The sequence below is a fragment of the Hyphomicrobiales bacterium genome, from assembly GCA_039989895.1.
GTDB lineage: Bacteria > Pseudomonadota > Alphaproteobacteria > Rhizobiales > JACESI01 > JACESI01.
Window position 1 is genome coordinate 69,486 of record JBDXGY010000004.1, and the last position, 19,616, is coordinate 89,101.

Here is a 19,616-nt window from a genome sequence, read left to right on the forward strand (position 1 = left end):
AAATGAATGTTGCTATAGTGTCTCACTAATAGAGATTCGAAATCTAAAGCACATTCATGAGCCGTCATCCAACCAAGCCCGACAATGAGACACTAAGCCCCCCATCGAGCTGGGATGATGTGCCTTTACACGATGGTGCAAACCTGCCACCGGAAGCCTTTGATGATGAGAGGCAAGATCACGGCCCGCAAGATACATCTGTTGCACCCGCGCCGAGCAATGACGCCCCTTCACTTAATAGCGGCATCGCAGCGCGTGCCCTCGCCGCGCGTTCTATCGGCCACAACGCCGACTATTTAAATGGTCTAAACCCTGAACAGCGCGATGCAGTGGAAAGCCTCGATGGGCCAGTGCTGGTATTGGCTGGAGCTGGAACCGGCAAAACCCGCGTCCTCACCACACGTATCGGCCATATCTTGGCGACAGGCAAAGCCACCCCGTATCAAATTCTCGCGGTCACCTTCACCAACAAAGCCGCGAGAGAGATGAAACATCGCATCGCCTCAATGATTGGTGATGGCGTGGAGGGCATGCAATGGCTTGGCACCTTCCATTCTATCTGCGTCAAAATCCTGCGCCGCCATGCAGAACTTGTCGGCCTCAAATCAAACTTCACGATTTTGGATACAGACGACCAAATACGTTTATTGAAGCAGCTCATCAATGCAGAAGACATCGATATTAAACGCTGGCCCGCACGCCAATTTGCCAATCAAATCGACGGCTGGAAAAACAAAGGCCTCATACCGTCCATGTTGCCAGAAGGTGAAGCCCGCGCATTTGGCAATGGCAAGGGCCGCAAGCTTTATGAAGCTTATCAAGCACGCCTAAAAACACTCAACGCCTGCGACTTCGGTGATTTGCTCATGGAATGTCTGCGCCTGTTTAAAGAAAATCCAGACGTGCTCACAAAGTACCAAACCCGCTTTCGTTATATTCTGGTCGACGAATATCAAGACACCAATGTCTCGCAATATATGTGGCTGCGCCTCTTAGCTCAAAAACCGAGCGAGCGCAGCAAGCTCACGGCCGAAGAGGCCGACGCGGCAACCGCCGCGTGCATGCGCAGCCAAAGCGAAGCTTCTGGCGCGAGCTCAAACAAAGCCAACATATGCTGCGTTGGTGATGACGACCAATCGATATATGGCTGGCGCGGGGCTGAGGTTGATAATATCCTACGTTTTGAAAAAGACTTCCCTGGCGCAAAGATCATAAAGCTCGAGCGCAATTACCGCTCCACCAGCCACATCCTCGCCACCGCTTCTCATCTCATCAGCCACAATGAAGACAGGCTCGGCAAAACTCTATTCACAGACAAGACCGGTGAGGACGAAGAAAAAGTCTATGTTGCCTCTGCATGGGATTCCGAAGAAGAAGCCCGTTCAATTGGTGAGGAAATAGAACAAATAGAGCGCCAAGGCAGCAGCTTGAATGATATTGCGATTTTAGTGCGCGCTTCATTTCAAATGCGCGAGTTCGAAGATCGTTTTGTGACCCTTGGCCTCAACTACCGTGTCATTGGCGGTCCGCGCTTTTATGAGCGCATGGAGATCCGCGATGCGCTGGCTTATTTTCGCGCAATCGTACAACCCGCTGATGATCTGGCATTTGAGCGCATCGTCAACAAGCCAAAACGCGGACTGGGCGATGCCACCATCCGCCTCATCCATGACACAGCGCGTGCGCGCAATATTCCCATGATGCAGGCTGTCATGGAACTTGTGCAGACCGAAGAATTAAAACCCAAACAGCGCACAACCTTACGCGGTTTGATGGAAAGCTTCGCGCGCTGGAACCAGCAAATCGAGAACATGTCACACACGGAAGTGGCCGAAATCATTCTCGATGAAAGCGGCTATACAGAAATGTGGCAAAATGACCGCTCTGCCGATGCACCTGGACGCCTTGATAACCTCAAAGAATTGATCCGCTCCATGGAAGAGTTTGAGAGCATGGAAGGCTTTCTTGAGCATATCTCGCTGGTGATGGACCGCGACAATAATGAGGCGCTCGATGCCGTCTCGCTGATGACACTCCATTCTGCCAAGGGGCTTGAGTTCGACACAGTGTTTTTGCCTGGTTGGGAAGAAGGCCTCTTTCCCCATCAACGTGCACTAGATGAAAGTGGCCGTGCTGGCCTCGAAGAAGAACGCCGCCTTGCCTATGTCGGCGTCACACGCGCCAAGAAACGCGCTAAAATATGGTTCACCTCTAACCGCCGCATTCATGGATTATGGCAATCTTCCATTCCTTCCCGCTTCCTCGATGAACTGCCTGCAGACCATGTGGAAATTGTCGAAAGCGGTCAATCCTACAGCGGCTATGGGGCTGGTTCTTCAGCTGGTCAATATGGCTCATCGCGCTTTGATCTGCGCGATCCGTTCCAAAACACCTATGCCACACCGGGCTGGCAACGCGCCCAAAAAAACAACGCAGACAAAGAAGCCTTCTCGGAGAGTGGCGGTTATCGCGGGCAAAAGAAAAAAGTCAGTTCACCATTAATCGAAGGCAAGGCTTTTGCCAAAACCACTAAAAAGGTGAAATCAGACTTTGCTATAGGCGAGCGTGTCTTCCATCTCAAGTTCGGTTACGGACAGGTCGCAGCCATCGACGGTAACAAGCTAACCATCGACTTTGAAAAAGCTGGACAAAAACGTGTCTTAGACAGCTTTTTAGAACGTCATTAAAAGAAACGGGAGCAGTCGCCTGCCCCCGCTTTTATTAACTCTCTGACTTACCTGACAAAAGTGCTTTCCATAAAATAGCACCAATCGCAGCGCCCGCTAGCGGTGCCGCCCAGAAAAGCCATAGTTGCTGCAACGCCCAACCATCTGCAAATAAAGCAACAGCGGTTGAACGCGCTGGGTTAACTGATGTATTTGTCACCGGAATAGAAATCAGATGAATAAGCGTCAACGCCAGCCCTATGGCGATTGGTGCAAATCCGGCTGGAGCCAGTTTACTGGTAGAACCCAGAATGATTATCAAGAAGAAGGCGGTCAGCACAACTTCGATAACAAGAGCCGATAGAAGCGAAAAACCGCCCGGTGAATGCGCGCCATACCCATTGGATGCAAAACCTCCAACACCGGAAAAATCACCCTTGCCAGAAACAATGATGAAAAGCAGAAAAGCCGCCAGCGCGCCGCCGACTACTTGGGCAATTGTGTAAGGAATAAGGTCTTTCCAATCAAACTTGCCTGCAACAGCAAGCCCCAATGAGACAGCAGGATTAAAATGCCCGCCAGAGATGCCCCCAACAGCATAAGCCATTGTCAAAACAGTCAGACCAAAGGCCAGCGATACGCCAGCGAATCCGATACCTAGCTCCGGCACACCAGCTGCTAATACAGCACTGCCGCACCCCCCAAAGACCAACCAAAACGTTCCAAACGATTCCGCTGCTAATTTATTTATCATGGTATTCTCCCCTCATTAACGAACCCACCATTGGGTAGTAATAGGAAATAATAATAGTAAGATTACTAAATAATGCAACTCAGGATTGTATATGGCTGAAAGCGCACACCATAGAGCAAATTAGAAGACATGCGGCATAAACATCGCCTGCACCAAGGGTGTGTATCCCTTCAAACAGGGCGGCGTGCCAATCATTGACGGTATCAATGATGTGAGAGGGCGCTGATTGAAGCGATCATTTTGCCGAGATATCAAGGCCCAAAGCATCAACAATCAAAGTTGGTGCTTGCTGCATCATTAGACCCAGACTAACCACAGGAACAGGTTGCGGCGGCTTTGCTGATAAAGAGATCGTGCCCGGTGCGGCAAGAAAAGTCTGAATGGCAGTTTCCGCTTTTTTACTAAACTCTAAATTTTGAAAAATCGCCAAGGGAGCTGTTGCCAAAATTCCATATTGCTTCCTAAGCGCATCAGTTTCGACGCCAGCCTGACCGGCGACAAAATCAAGAAACTTATTGATAAAAGACGCATCATCAAACGACACACCAACCTCTTTCAGAAGCAGGGTCGGCAGATGAATCGCCGCTTTATCTGGGTTTTCTATCAAAGCACGTGACACACCACCAATAATGCCCGACAAGTTGATCTGCCCAAGATCGCCCGCATTTATACTGCTTGGCAAAACCGTCAAATCACCACTTGCCTCATCCCAATTAGCCTCAATAACACCGTTCAAAACAAGCTTCTCATAACCAAGCGAAATTAAAACCTGAGCTGCTTGATTGTTCTCCGGAAGGCTGCTCATCAACACATCCACATTCGACAAATCAATCTTTACTTTGGTCGGAATAAGTTTGATGTAGTCTTTTAGCGTGACCGATAAGCCATCGATATTGAAAGACCCAGCATCACTGCGTTTGAAATCAAGCTCTTTAATCGACAACTGCCCAAGGGTTGCCGAAAATGCTGCCAAAGATTGATAATCAAGTTTTCTTTTCGAATTCGCGTCAAGAGTATCGAGATAGCCTAGAATAGAGGCGCGTGTGGGGAATTGGATATCAGTTAGAGAAAATGTCTTAAGCGCCAAATGCCCTGCATCCTCACTTGAAGGAACAACATTCATATCTGTTACCGACAATTCTGCTATACCTTTTTCAAAGGATGCAGTGCCCATGCTTATAGTACCAATAGCGATATTTTGTTGGCCTGGCGCATTGAAATCAAATTCCTTGATTTCAAATCCGCCATATTCGAACATACTATAAAATGACAAAAATGCCTTAGTCATCTGTTTTGATCTGTCTAAAGGATTTTCTACTCCCTGCGTATTTGTAATAGGATCAAGCAAAAGCTTAAAAGCATCGAGGGGTGGCTCATCAAACTGACGTATTCGAAAGGCGCCTAATTCCATTCGCGCCATATGCGTTACGCTATTACCAAAAGAATAACGCATACCATCTACAAAACCAGCGCCAGAAACCTGCAACCACACACCATCGCCCTTGCCATCCTTATAAGCATCGGCATCAAGCACATGGTTGAGCGAATTGAAATTATATCCTTTCAACTCTGTGCGGCCTGTCACCGCTTTGAATGTGGGTTGAGGCGCCCCAGACGTTTCTATCTCCGTTGAATCGACCGCATAAGAAGCCAAAATACCATCGCGCATATTGTCAAAAGAAAGGGGACCAAATGCATATTTAACAGCGAGTTCCCCAGCCTCTAAATCAATATCCAAGCCCTCGGCTTTGATAGAAGCGAATGTCATATTGGCAAGAAATTTATAAAGACCACTGATCAATAATTCTAAAAAACCATTTTTCGTTGTGCTCACCACACCGACAGGATTTGCGAGATTGTCCAGCAACATGTCAAAATTGGGAAAATCAAAATCAACAGCATTAAATCGATCAATTTTCGATATTGTAGAACCACGAGAGAAATCAATTTTGTCCGCTGTAAAGATATCCCCTTTCAGGCCGCCACCGCTCGCTTCTTCAAGGTTTTTAAAAGTGACATCGTGAAACGTCAAAGACCATGGCGCCTCTCCTTCTTTACTCATCATCAGCTTGGCAAGAGCACCCTCTTCCCCGTTCTCACTCAGCCCATCTAATGAAACGCTTAAGCCACGGCTTTCCATGCTTGCAGCAAAATTGCGCAAAACCTGTTCATTGGCCACAGCGACTTGAGCAAAACTCAGCACCATCGCGACAATGAAAAAACTGATGACTGATGAGAATAAACGATGCATCTAAAACACTCCAAAGAGAAAACCAAACAAGTCTTTGATATATGTATCAAAAGCACATATTAGTGTCGAGGAACAGGCAATCAAAACACTCTATAAAACATCCACTTAAATGTGATAGTGAGAATGTAATGAAAGTTTGAGGAACTGAAATGGACGATATTGCATCAAAAATGGCGCTCATAGGTGCACTTGGTATTGCTGCACAATGGATCGCTTGGCGTTTTCATCTTCCTGCCATAGTGCTTTTGGCAACGGCTGGCATTTTGGCCGGCCCCGTGTTTGGTTTTATCGATCCGCGCGAAGACTTCGGCGATATCCTAAGGCCTGCTATTGGTCTTGCTGTTGCAGTGATTTTATATGAAGGCGGCCTGACCCTTAATTTTTCCGAAATCCGTGACACATCAAAAGCTGTACGACGTCTGGTTTTTGTTGGGGCACCCATCGCTTGGGGCTTGGGCGCATTGGCCGCACATTTCGTGGCAGGACTTGGCTGGCCAGCGGCTCTGATCTTGTCCGGTATTTTTGTAGTCACCGGTCCAACAGTCATCATGCCACTCTTGCGCAATGCCCATTTAACAAAACGCCCCGCCGCCCTGTTACGATGGGAAGCCATTATTGCAGATCCCGTTGGAGCGCTCTTTGCTGTTCTAGCTTTTGAACTCTTCTTGGTATTCGGCACGAGTGATGCGCACCATGATCTATCAACGGTTCTGATCCGCTTTGCCATCGCCATGCCAGTGGGTGCCATTGGTGGCTGGTATCTTGGCAAGCTTGTCGCCATGACCTTCATTCGCGGTCTGGTTCCAGAATTTTTAAAAGCGCCAGTCATCTTGATGGTGCTTTTGGCAGCCTATGTTGCCACCAATCATATTTTGGAAGAAGCTGGCCTTTTAACGGTCACGGCCATGGGCGTTGCCATGGGCAATTCGCGCATTGCGAGCCTATCAGAAATGCGACGCTTCAAGGAGGTCATTACCGTCCTCTTAGTCTCCGCCCTCTTCGTCATTTTGACCGCCACACTTGAGCCTTCAACACTTGCCGCTCTCGGTTGGCGCGATGCATTTTATATCTTACTGCTCTTGGTCTTAGTGCGGCCAGCGTCTGTGTGGTTGTCAACCATTGGCGCGGATTTAACGTGGCAAGAACGCTTGTTAACAAGCTGGATTGCACCGCGCGGTATTGTGGCGGTTGCCGTCACCGGCCTTTTCGGTGCGTCGCTGGTCGATATGGGTAATCCCGACGGCGAACGCATGGTGGCGCTTGCCTTTGCTGTTGTCTTTGTCACAGTGATATTGCACGGCTTTTCTCTTAAGCCCATCGCAAAAGCACTCAAGCTCTCATCCGACAGCAACCCTGGCGCCTTGTTAATTGGCGGCAATCCGTTTTCAGTAATGCTCGCGCGAGAACTAATCGAGATTGATGTACCTGTCACAATCGCTGACAGCAATTTCAGCCATTTACGTGATGCGCGTTATGCGGGAATTCCTGTCTATTTAGGCGAAATTCTCTCAGAGACGCGTGAATATAAAATTGACCTACATGCTTTCAGCCACTTGCTGGCAACCACAGACAATGACGCTTATAATGCGCTTGTATGCACTGAAATGTCACATGAATTTAGTCGTTCCAATGTCTTTCAGTTTGCAGCAGAATCTGATGAAAAACATGCAAACCAAACCATGTCATTCACTGTTGGCGGCAGGCGCTTGTTCCTTGAATCCATGAGCATAGAAACCGCCAAGCATAATATTTTCAAGGGTCACACCATGCAAACCACGCTGCTCAGCGACACCTTTGGTATAGATGATTATTTGGCTGCACGGAACGAAGAAAACAAGATAGTCTGTGTTATAGATCAAAACAACAAGCTTGAATTTGCCTCACCAAAAGGCATACCAAGTGCTCAGGCTGGTGACCGCATCATCGCTTTCGGAAAGCCGCAGAAGACATCTCAGGAAAGTTAAATATGACAATTATTCTAAGCGGTTTTTTCAGCCGTGAAGCCGCCGAGCAACTGTCTTCAAATGCCGCCAATTCTGACGCGCTCGGCTATCCCTCTTGCGCAACATTTGAAGAAGAGGACGATGCGTCAAAGTGGCGTGTTGATATTTATTTACAAGAAGAGGCCACTCCAGAATTACTGGTGCGTGAACTTGGCGAAAATGCCAAAACCCTCGCCGCCACCCGCCTGCCCGAAAATGTGGACTGGGTGAGTGAAGGGCTGAAAGATTTAAAACCTGTATGCGTTGATCGTTTCTTTGTTCATGGCGCCCATGATGCAGACCGCGTTCAAACGTTCCATCACGCCATACAAATTGATGCCAATCAGGCATTTGGCACCGGTCATCACGGCACCACGGCGGGATGTTTAGAGGCAATCGCGATTGTCACCAAGCGCCACCAATACCGCAATATTCTTGATCTTGGCACAGGCTCCGGCGTGCTGGCGGCAGCTCTTGCAAAACAAACCCGCCAACCGATACTTGCCACCGACATCGATCCGACTTCCACGCGCATCGCTCGCAAAAACATGCATATCAACATGGTTGCTGATCTTGTCAGTTGCGAAACCGCAGCAGGCTTTCATCACCCTGTGTTCAAAGAAAAAGGCCCCTTTGGCCTCGTGGTCGCTAACATTTTGGCTGGCCCTTTGCGGATTCTCGCCCATCCGATGAGTACCCATTTGGCAGACAATGCGACGATCATCCTCTCTGGCCTCCTCATTCGCCAACAAGCCGCTGTGTTGTCGGCCTACCGTGAACAAGGTGCTTATTTGGTCAAAGCCATCCACCGCGAAGGGTGGGCCACCTTGATCTTGAACCGTCCATGACACCAAGAAAAAACGGAGCCAAAAGGCTCCGTTTAAATAATCAATAGAGTGTCAAAAAACGTCTCTATAATCTCTAGAGACCGTTTCTAGAATTAGCTTTTTTAACAGCCAAATCTTTGCGATTAAAGCCATTGCGTGCCAAAGTTTCGTCATCCAATGTCAGCAAGTAGCTGTTGACGAAAGCATTTGCTTGGCGCTGACGACCGGCAACAAGACTAGAAAGAAATTTATTAGCCATGATTTTGTTTCCTTTATCGTTTCAGTATCACTTGGGAGGGAGCGATTATCTGTTCATGAGTTGAATATAAAACTTTATAGAAAACACACCAACGCTAAGATCAGGAAGCTGTATTGCGTGAAATGCATGAGTCATTTTAGCCACTTCCACACACATTTTAAAAATTGAATGCAAGGGCCCTTCATGTTTCAGGATTTCTCATCTCCCCCAACAGATGCAGGCGACCCAGCACGCATTGAAAAACTACGCAAAGCCATGAAGCAAGCAGATGTCACCGGCTTTTTGATCCCACGCGCTGACGAACATCAAGGCGAATATGTGCCCGCCCATGCCGAGCGCCTCGCATGGAGCACCGGCTTCACCGGATCAGCGGGCATGGCAATTGTTCTTGAAACAAAAGCCGCAATCTTCATTGATGGTCGCTACACGCTGCAAGTACGTGATCAAGTGGCGGTTGATGTTCTCACCCCGATCAACAGCGCCGATGAGCCACCGGCAAAATGGTTAGAGGCCAATTTAAGCGCAGGCGATAAACTCGCCTATGATCCATGGCTGCACACAATCAATGAAGTAAAGAAGCTAGAAAGCGCTGCCGTGAAAGCAGGCGCCGAACTCATAGCCCATGAGAATTTGATTGATAAAATCTGGGACGACCAGCCAAGCCCACCCAAAGCGCCTGTCATCCTGCAACCGCTCAAATTCACGGGCAAGCCGACGCTTGAGAAAATCAAAGCCGCCCAAGACGCCATCAAAGACATGGCGGCTGACGCTTTTTTGCTAACACAGCCCGATTCCATTTGCTGGCTTTTAAACATCAGAGGCCGCGATGTGCCGCACACGCCGCTCGCGCTCTGCTTTGCGCTCATCCATAAAGACCGCCCGCCTGAACTCTTCATTGATGCCGCAAAAATCAGCCAAGACGTGCACGGTGCGCTCGCTCCTCATATCGCTTTAAAATCACCTGAGGTGCTGCTCCCCTCATTGGCCGCGATCAAAGGAACAATCGCGCTTGATCCTGCTTCAACGAGCCATATTTTCAAAACCGAGATCGAAGCCGCTGACAATAAAATCATTGAAAAAGCCGACCCTTGTCTTTTACCAAAAGCGAAAAAGAACGCTGAGGAACTGGAAGGAAGCCAACAAGCCCACCTTCGCGACGGGGTTGCTGTTACGCGCTTTTTAAGCTGGCTATCGCGCGCACCACTTGAAAACTTGAGCGAGATTTCTGCCGCCCAAAAGCTCGAGAGCCTGCGCCATGAGGCAGGCAATCAAGACTCAATACCGCTACAAGATATTTCCTTTGATACGATTTCCGGTGTTGGACCGAATGGCGCGATTGTCCATTATCGTGTCACCGAGGCGACCGACAAAGCCTTTTCAAAGGACACGCTTTATCTGGTCGATTCCGGTGGTCAATATCAAGATGGCACCACCGACATCACCCGCACCATTGCCATCGGCACGCCAAGCGCTGAGATGAAACGCCATTTCACGCTTGTCTTAAAAGGCATGATTGCGATCTCGCGATTGAAATTTCCAATAGGTACAAACGGCGCACAAATCGACGCTTTCGCCCGCACGGCGCTTTGGCAAGAAGGGCTTGATTTCGACCACGGCACCGGCCACGGGGTCGGCTCGTTTTTGAGCGTCCATGAAGGACCGCAGCGCATTTCAAAAATGTCTACCATCCCGCTTGAGCCGGGCATGATCTTATCCAATGAACCCGGTTTTTATAAAGCGGGCGCCTATGGCATTCGCATTGAAAATCTTATCATCGTGAGAGCGCCCGAGGCGGTTGATGGCGGCGAGCGGAAAATGATGAGCTTCGAAACCCTCACCTTCGCCCCGATTGATCGCGCACTCATCGACCCATCGCTCCTCACGAGCGATGAACGCGACTGGCTGAACGCCTATCACCGCGAGGTTTTCGATAAACTAAGCCCGCGCTTGGAAGAGGAAGATAAGGGATGGTTGGAAGGGGCTACACGGGGGATTTAACCCCCTCACCCGATCAGTTCAAACCAGCCATCTTCATCTACTGTATCAACCCCTAGGTCAGCGGCTTTCTTTAGCTTAGAGCCTGCCCCCGGTCCGGCGACCAATAGGTCTGTTTTTTTAGACACGGAACCCGCCACTTTTGCGCCTAGCCGTTCGGCCATGGCTTTTGCTTCATCGCGGGTCATCTTCTCTAATGATCCTGTAAAGACCACCGTTTTGCCCGCAACGGGTGAGCTGGCATCGGCTATTTCAGGGGCAAGCGGCGTCACCTCGGCACTCAGCGCATCAAGCACCGTTAAATTATGCGGCTCGCTTAAAAACTCAATAAGCGCATTGGCCGCGACCTCGCCGATGCCATCAATATTGACAAGATCGCTATAGGCTTCGCTCTCTTTGTCTCGCGCCAAAAGCCCCGCCTCGCGCAAGGCCTCAAAAGAGCCATAGGTGCGCGCCAGAATTTTCGCGGTCGTGTCGCCAATATGGCGAATGCCCAAGCCATAGATAAAGCGATGTAAATCAATCACGCGCTTTTCGTTGATCGCGGCAAAGAGGTTCTTGACCGACGTTTCACCAAAACCCTCTTTGTCTTTAAGGCGTTTCAATGAGCGTTTATCGCGTTCTTCCAGCGTGAAAATATCCGCCGCATTCATGATCCGCCCATCTTCATAAAAGGCTTCGACCTGTTTCGCGCCCAAGCCCTCAATATCGAAAGCATTGCGCGAGACAAAATGTTTGAGCCGCTCAATCGCCTGCGCTGGACAGATCAAGCCGCCCGTACACCGACGCACCGCATCTTGTTTGCCGGTTTTCTCATTCACATCGCGCCGCGCCTCAGAGCCACAGGCCGGACATTTTGACGGATAAATAAAGGGCATCGCGCCAGCGGGTCGCTTATCTAAATCAAGATCCACAATCTGCGGAATAACATCGCCCGCCCGCTGCAAGACCACCGTATCACCGACCCGCAAGTCTTTGCCCTCGCGCAAGGGCTGGCCGTCTTGACCAATGCCCTTGATATAATCCTCATTATGCAAAGTTGCGTTAGAGACAACCACACCGCCAACGCTGACAGGCTCCACTTTCGCAACTGGCGTCAGCGCGCCCGTGCGCCCCACTTGTATCTCAATATCATTTAAAACAGTGGTCGCTTGTTCAGCGGCAAACTTATGCGCGATCGCCCAGCGTGGTGCCTTGGTGACAAAGCCAAGCCGCCCCTGCCAATCAAGCCGATCGACCTTATAGACAACGCCGTCAATATCGTATTCGAGCGCTGCGCGGTCACTGTCGATTTGGCGATAATGCGCAAGCAGCACTGCCACATCATCAAACCGCGCCATATAGGGGTTTACCTGAAAACCCCAATTGGCAAATGTTTCAACCATCTGCATTTGGGTCGCCTGCGGCATGGTGCTCATCTCACCCCATGCATAGGCAAAAAATTTCAATGGCCGTGTTGCTGTGACCTTGGGGTCAAGTTGGCGTAGCGATCCCGCCGCCGTGTTGCGCGGGTTCACATAGGTCTGCTTGCCTTCCGCCTCCATGCGTTCATTGAGTGCCAGAAAATCACTCTTGCCCATATAGACTTCACCGCGCACCTCAACCACATCAGGAATATCATCGCCCAAAAGCCGCTCAGGAATATCATCAAGCGTGCGCAAATTAGCGGTGATGTCTTCGCCGGTTGAACCATCCCCGCGCGTGGCACCGCTTACAAGTACGCCCTTTTCATAGCGCAGGCTCGCCGAAAGACCGTCGATCTTAGGCTCCGCCGTCAAGGCCACAACCTCATCAGATGACAAACCAAGAAAGCGCCTGATACGGGTAACAAATTCCTCAACGTCCTCATCATCAAAGGCATTATCAAGCGACAACATCGCGACCTTATGCGTGATTTTGCCGAATTTCTCAGAAGGTCGCGCGCCGACAAGATCGCTCGGGCTATCCTCTCGTTTAAGCTTCGGGAAGCGTGCTTCAATCGCGCTATTGCGCTTCTTCAATGCATCATAATCAGCATCGTTCACAAGCGGTGCATCCTCAGTGTGATAAGCAAGATTATGCGCCGCCAGCTCGCGAGCAAGCTCTTCAAGCTCACGCTTTGCCTCTTCTTCGCTCAATGTCTCGATATCTGAGTTGCGTAAAGTGCTCACCTAAAGCCTACCACCAGCCATCAATTGATCTGCGGCAGCGCGCGCTTCATCGGTGATGACTTGACCGGCAAGCATGCGCGCAATCTCCTCGCGGCGCTGCTCCTCATCCAGTAATGTCAAATCAGTCGACACGCGCTCTTCTCTCTCAACGGCTTTTTTCGATATCAGAAAATGACTGTTAGAACGTGCTGCCACCTGAGGCGCATGGGTGACAGAAAGAACTTGAACATTTTGCGCAAGCCGCGCCAACCGCGCACCAATCGCTTCTGCGACCGCACCACCAACGCCTGTATCAATCTCGTCAAAAATCAGCGTAGGTGCTGAGCCTTTGTCGGCCAATGATACTTTAAGCGCCAATAAAAACCGCGACAATTCACCGCCAGAGGCGACCTTCATAATAGGTCCGGGGCGCGTGCCGGGGTTTGTCTGCACATGGAACTCAATGGTGTCATAACCATGGGATGAGGGCTTATCCGTATCGCTGGTCAGAGCAACGGAAAAACGCGCCGCTTCAAGCTTCAAAGCCGGTAATTCATGCATCACACAATTGGCCAATGCACCCGCCGCATCACCGCGCCTTGCGCTAAGATTTAAGGCCTGTTTGTTAAAGTCGTCATAAGCGGCACGCTCTTCTTGCTCAAGCACCAAAAGCCGTTCTTCTCCGCTTTCAATCGCCTCAAGATCATTCATGAACTGCACCGTCAAATCAGGCAATTGATCAACCTGCACTTTATGCTTGCGAGCCGCTGCACGAAGCGCAAAAAGTCGCTCCTCGGTCTCCTCCAACTCTTTAGGGTCAAAGTTGGTTGCGCGGATTGCCTCTTCCAATGCGACATTGGTCACATCAAGCGCATCAAGCGCCTTACTCAAGCCTTCAATCGCCCCATCAAGCAAGCCGGGGGCTTGTTCTCTTTTGCGCTCCAATTGTCGCAAAAGGCTGGATAAAGTTGGCACCGGTGAGGCATGGCCTGCGACTGTTTGATGCGCTTCATTAATATCACCAGCAATCTTCTCAACACTCATCATTGTTTGGCGGCGAGTGGCCAAAGTTTTCTCTTCGCCGACTTCCACTTGAAGAATATTCAACTCGTCCAAAACAGCGCGCAAATAATCGCGCTCGTTCTCGCTTTCTTCAATTTTACTCCGAAGCTCATTCAGCGTCCGCTCCTTCGCGCGCCACGAGCGATAAGCCGTTCCCACCTCATCGGCCTCATGAGCTAAACCACCAAAGGCATCCACTAAAAGCCGATGGCTGTCTGTGTCCACCAGCGCACGGTCAGCATGTTGGCCGTGTATTTCCACCAGCAGCACACCCAATGTGCGCATTAAACCCGCACTCACAGGCTGGTCATTGATGAACCCTTTGGTTCGTCCATCAACCCGCTGCACACGGCGCAAAATAATATCACCATCATCTTCTATATCGTTCGCCCGCAACAAAGCGCGTGCGGCATGGTTCATCGGCACATCAAAGACCGCCGTCACCGAGCCTTGCTCTTGGTCAGTGCGTACCAATCCACCATCACCGCGCCCCCCAAGCGCCAGCGACAAACTATCAAGGATGATGGACTTCCCTGCCCCCGTCTCACCCGTCAAAACAGACAAGCCCTCACGCCAGTCAACATCAAGACGTTCTATCAGGACAATATCGTGGATGAGAAGTGAGCTAAGCATAACCAGTATAAAGGAATCGAAAAGAAAGGGCCTCGACGATGATTATACATCGTCGAGGCCCATAACTTCTAGTCTATAATTTAAGGTTATGCTCTGAGTCTATTTATCTTTGTCACCAATGAATGGCACAAATCTAGAGAGGCTCTTTTTCTTTTCTTCCGCTACTGCAGTTTCGGTCACAGCTTGCGAACCTGGTGCAGGCAGGAAGACATTATCGCCAGTAGGCGCAGGTACTCCTGCAGCTCCATTAGCCGATTCAAGACCCGGCACACTAGGGAAAGAAACATCTTGGGTTATATTTACACCAGGAACTGTGCTGGGTGTATTATCAACTGGAACAAAAACCGACTCTGGCGCAACTGGCGGCTGACCAGTGATGTCATCAAGACCTGGCACCGGAGGAAACGAAACGTTTTCAGATCCATCTTGGCCTGACGCTCCGCTACCAGCTGGAACAAAATCTCCATCACTTGGTGGAGAATAGGTCCCAGCACCTGTCGCAACTTCGTTCTTATCGCCAAGGAAAGGTACTAATCGGGAAAGACCACGTTTCTTTTCAAACACTGGCTGGGTTCCAGCAGGCAAAATACCTTCTGCTGGGACAAAATCTGGATCAGAATTTCGTATTGATTCATCACCCTTTTTACCAACAAAAGGAACCAAACCTGCGATCCTTGAGCCCACACCTTGCCTGCGCGAGGCCACTCTACTTCCTGTGGTTAAGCTATAGGCATCAGAATACCACTGCGATTCAGGGTAATTATGTCCGAGAATTGATGTTGACGATTTTGCATCATTCACAAGACCAAGTGACAAATAGCTTTCTGTCAAACGATAGAGTGCTTCTTCCACATGGCGTGTTGTCTGGTGCCTATCAACGACTGTTCTAAAACGGTTGACCGCTGCTAAATGCTGGCTACGTTCTTGATAATAACGACCGATCTGCATTTCTTTACCGGCTAATTGATCAGCCAAAAAAAACACTTTCCGTTTTGCGTCACTCGCATATTTTGAATCAGGATAGAGGCGAACGAGATCACGATAGGCCTGCAATCCCTTTGCCGTGTCGCCTTGATCCAAAACAACAGAGCTAACATTTGAGCTGTATGATTCACCGATCAAATACTGCATATAGGCAGCATCTTTATTGCCAGGATAAAGCTGAATAAATTGCTCCGCTTTGGTGATGGTCTGCTCATATTGCTTTGAAGCAAAATGAGTATAGGCCGATAAGACCAATGAACGTTGCGCTTCTGTAGAAAAAGGATGCAGCTTGTTCACTTGATCAAAGGCTTCTTGCGCAGTCTTTGCATCGCCTTTATTCACATTTTTAATACCACTATTCAGCAGTACACTCGGTGGTAATTCCGCTTTGGCAGATAGAGCCGCAAGCTTCTTGTTTTCTTTGCTCGTTAGCTTACTGCTTTTAGCACTGCTGCTTTTATCGCTGTCGCCAAAGCGATCAGCAAACGGTATCACAGAACACCCCGCAAGAATTACAGGTGAAACCAACACAATAGAAACTAGTAATTTACGCAGCATTCATATCCCCAAAAAAGCTTAATTTGGCCCCGAGCGCTTATAGCACAAAGAAAACGGCAAAAAAACGTCCTAAATCGTTTTCTGACCAAACACGCGCAAATATGATTAATCTATTAGATTTGCGTTACTAAGGCCGTTATTTGGAAGGTTGTTAGCGTGTCGAAGGTGACAAGGCAACTACAGGCTCAGACATGACACCATGACCCGTACCGTTTGGCACAGCACTGACAGATTCAGCGAATGACCAAGAATCTTTATTTTCAAATAAAGCCTTCAACATCAAGAAGTTAAGCTTATGTCCACCGCGATATGATCGATAAGCACCCATAATAGGCACGCCACTGAGAGCTAAGTCACCGACTGCATCCAACAATTTATGGCGAACAAATTCATCATCAAATCGAAGTCCATCCGGATTCATGATTCCTTCATCACCAATGACAACGGAGTTTTCAAAGGAAGAGCCAAGTGCATAACCTGCTTCCCAAAGTTTCTCCACATCCTTCATGAATCCAAATGTACGAGCTCTAGAAATATCAGAAATAAAACTGTCCGGTGTGATGTCTGTCGCAAACCGCTGACGGCCAATTGCTGGGTCATTAAAGTCAATCTCGACATCGAAATAGCACCCATCATAAGGGGTTAGTTCAGCAAAAGAAGGCCCCATATCAACGCGTATTGTTTTTTCAATGCGGATGTACTGACGACGCGCTGTTTGCGCTATCAAACCAACTTCAGTAATGCTTGTAACAAAATCATGCGAACTGCCATCCATAACAGGCACTTCAGCACCATCGATATCAATACGCACATTATCGACACCCATCGCACGTAAAGCTGCCATCAGATGCTCAATAGTGGCAACAAAAGTACCCTTCGGGTCTCCAATGATAGTGCAAAGCTCCGTTGCACCGACAGCTTCATATGTCGCAGGGATTTCAATCTCGGTTTCATCAGCGACTGAGCGAATAAAATAAATACCGGTATTAGCACTAGAAGGATGCAACGTCATCGAGACAGGAAGATTGCTATGTACGCCCTTGCCTTTAAAGGTAATCGGAGCATTGATCGTATGTTGTACTGATTTCTTCAATTTCACACTTTTAGATCGACCGTTTAAGGTGACCACCCTTAAGAAAGAAGCTCATAAAAGGAAAACTTGCCCAAGATGACCAGTGCCATCCATACAAATGTCAAACTTTAGGTTTCTAAACCATTCAAGCTCAATATCCCCAAACAACCTTCATTTACGTTAGTATTGAATCAAACAATACCTCTAATTTAGCCTACTCGCCAATCACACTTTCTAACCAAATATTAAACCTAATAAACATTAAAAAACAATCACTTATACAAATCACCCGACACAATGTAACATACTGTAACAACGCGAATAACAAAGGCCTGCACAGGTAATACACCTATGCAGACAAATTAAAGAATCTACCAAACAGTAAAACTGTCTACTGTGCTTGCCTACGCAGGAAAGCAGGTATTTCCAATTGCTCTTCCGCACTTGTTGCAGAAGCAGTTGGGCTTACCCGTCCTTGTGCATCAAGATTACCGGTTGCAGGCGCATAATTTGTTGCCAATGATTGACGTGAAGGAGCGCTAGATGGTGCGGGGTCGCTCGGCGCAACAGCTTGTGGTTGAGCCGGTCTGGCCTGTACGCTTTGTGGTGCAGCAGGTGCAACAGGTTCAGGAGTAATAGGTATTGTTGCAGTTTGCGGTACTGCTACCGGCATTTCTGCTTCATTTTCCATCTCGTCATCATAATCTTTACGCCCGCCCAAAGTCGCATTCGTAATACGCTTCAGCAAACCAAGAGCACCACGCTCTTCATCATCACTAATTTCAAGGCTGCTAACGGACTTGGCTTTGATCTCTTCACGTACGATCATTGGAAAGTCATCAACACTTGGCATTTTTTGGGCAACGGCTGGCGCTTCTGCAAGCGGTGGTATGAAGGGAGCTTCTGATACTTGCTCATCAGCAACCGGCGTCACCGCCATTACGGCATCAAGATCATCCATTACTGGCACGTCATAAGAACTTTGAGCCAGTTGCAACGCATCTTCACTTGGCGTGAATGGCGAAATTGTAACCGCAGCATCTGTCTTTGCTGTTTCCGGTTGAGCAACTGCTACTGGAGCCACTTGTGGCTGCACTGTTTCTGGTTGCGCTAATTCTGCCTGATGAACTTCTGGCTGAGGGCTTGGTATTGAAGCTTGTGGTTGGGCAGCCGGTGCAGCATGTTCTTCAACTGTTGCAGCCACTACAGGCTCAATGCTTGAGTCAGCCACTACCGGCTCACTGCTTGCCTCAGCCGTTAGACTTGCACTTGTTGTAATCGGACGCATAAATGTTGACGCCTCTTTAACTTCAGGCACCTCACCGGAGGAAACACCATGCTCAATGCCTGTCGCAACAACAGAAACACGAACAACACCTTCGAGCGCTTCATCAAATGTTGCACCAAGAATGATATTAGCTTCCTGATCAACTTCCTCACGGATACGGGTTGCAGCCTCATCCACTTCAAACAAGGTCAAATCATTACCACCTGTGATAGAAATCAATAGGCCTTGCGCACCTTGCATAGATGTTTCATCGAGAAGAGGATTGGCAATGGCAGCTTCAGCAGCTTCTGTCGCCCGGTTTTCACCAGACGCTTCCCCTGTACCCATCATTGCTTTGCCCATTTCGCTCATCACCGAACGCACATCAGCAAAATCAAGATTGATGAGCCCTTCTTTGACCATCAAATCTGTGATGCAGGCAACGCCAGAATAAAGCACCTGGTCAGCCATAGAGAACGCATCCGCGAATGTCGTCTTGTCATTGGCAACACGGAACAAATTCTGGTTTGGAATAACAATCAATGTATCCACATTGGCCTGAAGTTCTTCAATGCCTTGCTCAGCCAAGCGCATACGGCGCGCCCCTTCAAACTGAAATGGCTTTGTCACAACACCAACTGTGAGAATACCCATATCACGCGCAGCACGTGCAACCACTGGAGCAGCACCAGTACCCGTTCCACCGCCCATACCGGCGGTGATGAAGGCCATGTGGGACCCTTCGAGATAACCATTCAATTCGTCAATTACTTCTTCTGCCGCTTGACGGCCGACTTCGGGTTGAGATCCTGCACCCAGACCTTGGGTCACCTGCAGACCCATTTGAACCAATCGCTCCGCATTAGAACTGGTCAAGGCCTGAGCATCTGTATTGGCAACGACAAATTCAACGCCTTCCAGTCCAGATTTGATCATGTTGTTGACCGCATTACCGCCAGCGCCCCCAACACCAAAAACAGTGATTTTCGGTTTCAGTTCAGTGATATCCGGCATTTTGAGATTTATAGTCATGTTGTCCTCATCTGGTGTATTAGGCGAACTGAGTGTCTGTGAATTCGTCGGTTCTAAAAAAGTTGGGTTTGTTTCTGCATTTTGTTGTTGCGATAGATTAGTCTCTATTGTCGGCTCGGCTGCATCGTGGGTTGTGTCATTATCT

Annotated in this window: 12 protein-coding genes; 4 read left to right on the forward strand and 8 right to left on the reverse strand. The window is 49.0% G+C overall.

All coding sequences use genetic code 11. The annotated features are described in order from the left end of the window. Positions 1–56: 56 nt before the first annotated feature. Positions 57–2,687: a UvrD-helicase domain-containing protein gene (locus ABJ081_03700; protein MEP6355765.1), complete on the forward strand. Its 2,631-nt coding sequence runs from the start codon at positions 57–59 to the stop codon at positions 2,685–2,687. 34 nt (positions 2,688–2,721) lie between these two features. Here the strand turns inward: ABJ081_03700 and aqpZ are convergent, their stop codons facing one another. Then, entirely contained in the window at positions 2,722–3,420 is a 699-nt protein-coding gene (gene aqpZ, locus ABJ081_03705) for an aquaporin Z (GenBank protein ID MEP6355766.1), read from the reverse strand. Between the two features lie 235 nt (positions 3,421–3,655). Continuing rightward, positions 3,656–5,671: a hypothetical protein gene (locus ABJ081_03710; GenBank protein ID MEP6355767.1), complete on the reverse strand. Its 2,016-nt coding sequence runs from the start codon at positions 5,669–5,671 to the stop codon at positions 3,656–3,658. Between the two features lie 149 nt (positions 5,672–5,820). On the opposite strand from ABJ081_03710, the gene ABJ081_03715 reads away from it, so the two are divergent. Together ABJ081_03715 and ABJ081_03720 are read left to right on the forward strand one after the other, a co-directional pair. Continuing rightward, positions 5,821–7,635: a sodium:proton antiporter gene (locus ABJ081_03715; GenBank protein MEP6355768.1), complete on the forward strand. Its 1,815-nt coding sequence runs from the start codon at positions 5,821–5,823 to the stop codon at positions 7,633–7,635. A 2-nt stretch (positions 7,636–7,637) separates the two neighbouring features. After that, the gene (locus tag ABJ081_03720) at positions 7,638–8,501 is read left to right on the forward strand and encodes a 50S ribosomal protein L11 methyltransferase (protein ID MEP6355769.1); all 864 of its coding nucleotides are present in this window, start codon (positions 7,638–7,640) and stop codon (positions 8,499–8,501) included. A gap of 73 nt (positions 8,502–8,574) precedes the next feature. On the opposite strand, the gene ABJ081_03725 is transcribed toward ABJ081_03720, so the two are convergent. Continuing rightward, positions 8,575–8,739: a hypothetical protein gene (locus tag ABJ081_03725; protein ID MEP6355770.1), complete on the reverse strand. Its 165-nt coding sequence runs from the start codon at positions 8,737–8,739 to the stop codon at positions 8,575–8,577. Positions 8,740–8,922: 183 nt separating this feature from the next. Here ABJ081_03725 and ABJ081_03730 point away from each other — a divergent pair, with 183 nt between their 5' ends. Further along, a complete protein-coding gene (locus tag ABJ081_03730) occupies positions 8,923–10,737 on the forward strand; it encodes an aminopeptidase P family protein (protein ID MEP6355771.1) in 1,815 nt (604 codons plus the stop codon). Between the two features lie 5 nt (positions 10,738–10,742). On the opposite strand, the gene ligA is transcribed toward ABJ081_03730, so the two are convergent. From ligA to ftsZ, 5 genes are all read right to left on the reverse strand, one after another. Continuing rightward, positions 10,743–12,884 carry an NAD-dependent DNA ligase LigA gene (ligA, locus tag ABJ081_03735; protein ID MEP6355772.1) on the reverse strand — a complete coding sequence of 714 codons (2,142 nt, stop codon included), beginning with the start codon at positions 12,882–12,884 and terminating at the stop codon, positions 10,743–10,745. Continuing rightward, the gene (gene recN, locus ABJ081_03740) at positions 12,885–14,558 is read right to left on the reverse strand and encodes a DNA repair protein RecN (protein MEP6355773.1); all 1,674 of its coding nucleotides are present in this window, start codon (positions 14,556–14,558) and stop codon (positions 12,885–12,887) included. A gap of 99 nt (positions 14,559–14,657) precedes the next feature. After that, complete coding sequence (locus ABJ081_03745) at positions 14,658–16,100, reverse strand: outer membrane protein assembly factor BamD (GenBank protein MEP6355774.1); 1,443 nt, start codon at positions 16,098–16,100, stop codon at positions 14,658–14,660. Between the two features lie 151 nt (positions 16,101–16,251). Further along, positions 16,252–17,193: a UDP-3-O-acyl-N-acetylglucosamine deacetylase gene (gene lpxC / locus ABJ081_03750; GenBank protein MEP6355775.1), complete on the reverse strand. Its 942-nt coding sequence runs from the start codon at positions 17,191–17,193 to the stop codon at positions 16,252–16,254. Between the two features lie 370 nt (positions 17,194–17,563). Next, positions 17,564–19,471 carry a cell division protein FtsZ gene (gene ftsZ, locus ABJ081_03755; protein ID MEP6355776.1) on the reverse strand — a complete coding sequence of 636 codons (1,908 nt, stop codon included), beginning with the start codon at positions 19,469–19,471 and terminating at the stop codon, positions 17,564–17,566. Positions 19,472–19,616: the final 145 nt, after the last annotated feature.

Bases quoted from the DNA above. Each gene is read 5' to 3' on its own strand.
- ABJ081_03700 (MEP6355765.1), top strand. From the start codon at position 57: ATGAGCCGTCATCCAACCAAGCCCGACAATGAGACACTAAGCCCCCCA.
- aqpZ (MEP6355766.1), bottom strand. From the start codon at position 3,420: ATGATAAATAAATTAGCAGCGGAATCGTTTGGAACGTTTTGGTTGGTC.
- ABJ081_03710 (MEP6355767.1), bottom strand. From the start codon at position 5,671: ATGCATCGTTTATTCTCATCAGTCATCAGTTTTTTCATTGTCGCGATG.
- ABJ081_03715 (MEP6355768.1), top strand. From the start codon at position 5,821: ATGGACGATATTGCATCAAAAATGGCGCTCATAGGTGCACTTGGTATT.
- ABJ081_03720 (MEP6355769.1), top strand. From the start codon at position 7,638: ATGACAATTATTCTAAGCGGTTTTTTCAGCCGTGAAGCCGCCGAGCAA.
- ABJ081_03725 (MEP6355770.1), bottom strand. From the start codon at position 8,739: ATGGCTAATAAATTTCTTTCTAGTCTTGTTGCCGGTCGTCAGCGCCAA.
- ABJ081_03730 (MEP6355771.1), top strand. From the start codon at position 8,923: ATGTTTCAGGATTTCTCATCTCCCCCAACAGATGCAGGCGACCCAGCA.
- recN (MEP6355773.1), bottom strand. From the start codon at position 14,558: ATGCTTAGCTCACTTCTCATCCACGATATTGTCCTGATAGAACGTCTT.
- ABJ081_03745 (MEP6355774.1), bottom strand. From the start codon at position 16,100: ATGCTGCGTAAATTACTAGTTTCTATTGTGTTGGTTTCACCTGTAATT.
- ftsZ (MEP6355776.1), bottom strand. From the start codon at position 19,471: ATGACTATAAATCTCAAAATGCCGGATATCACTGAACTGAAACCGAAA.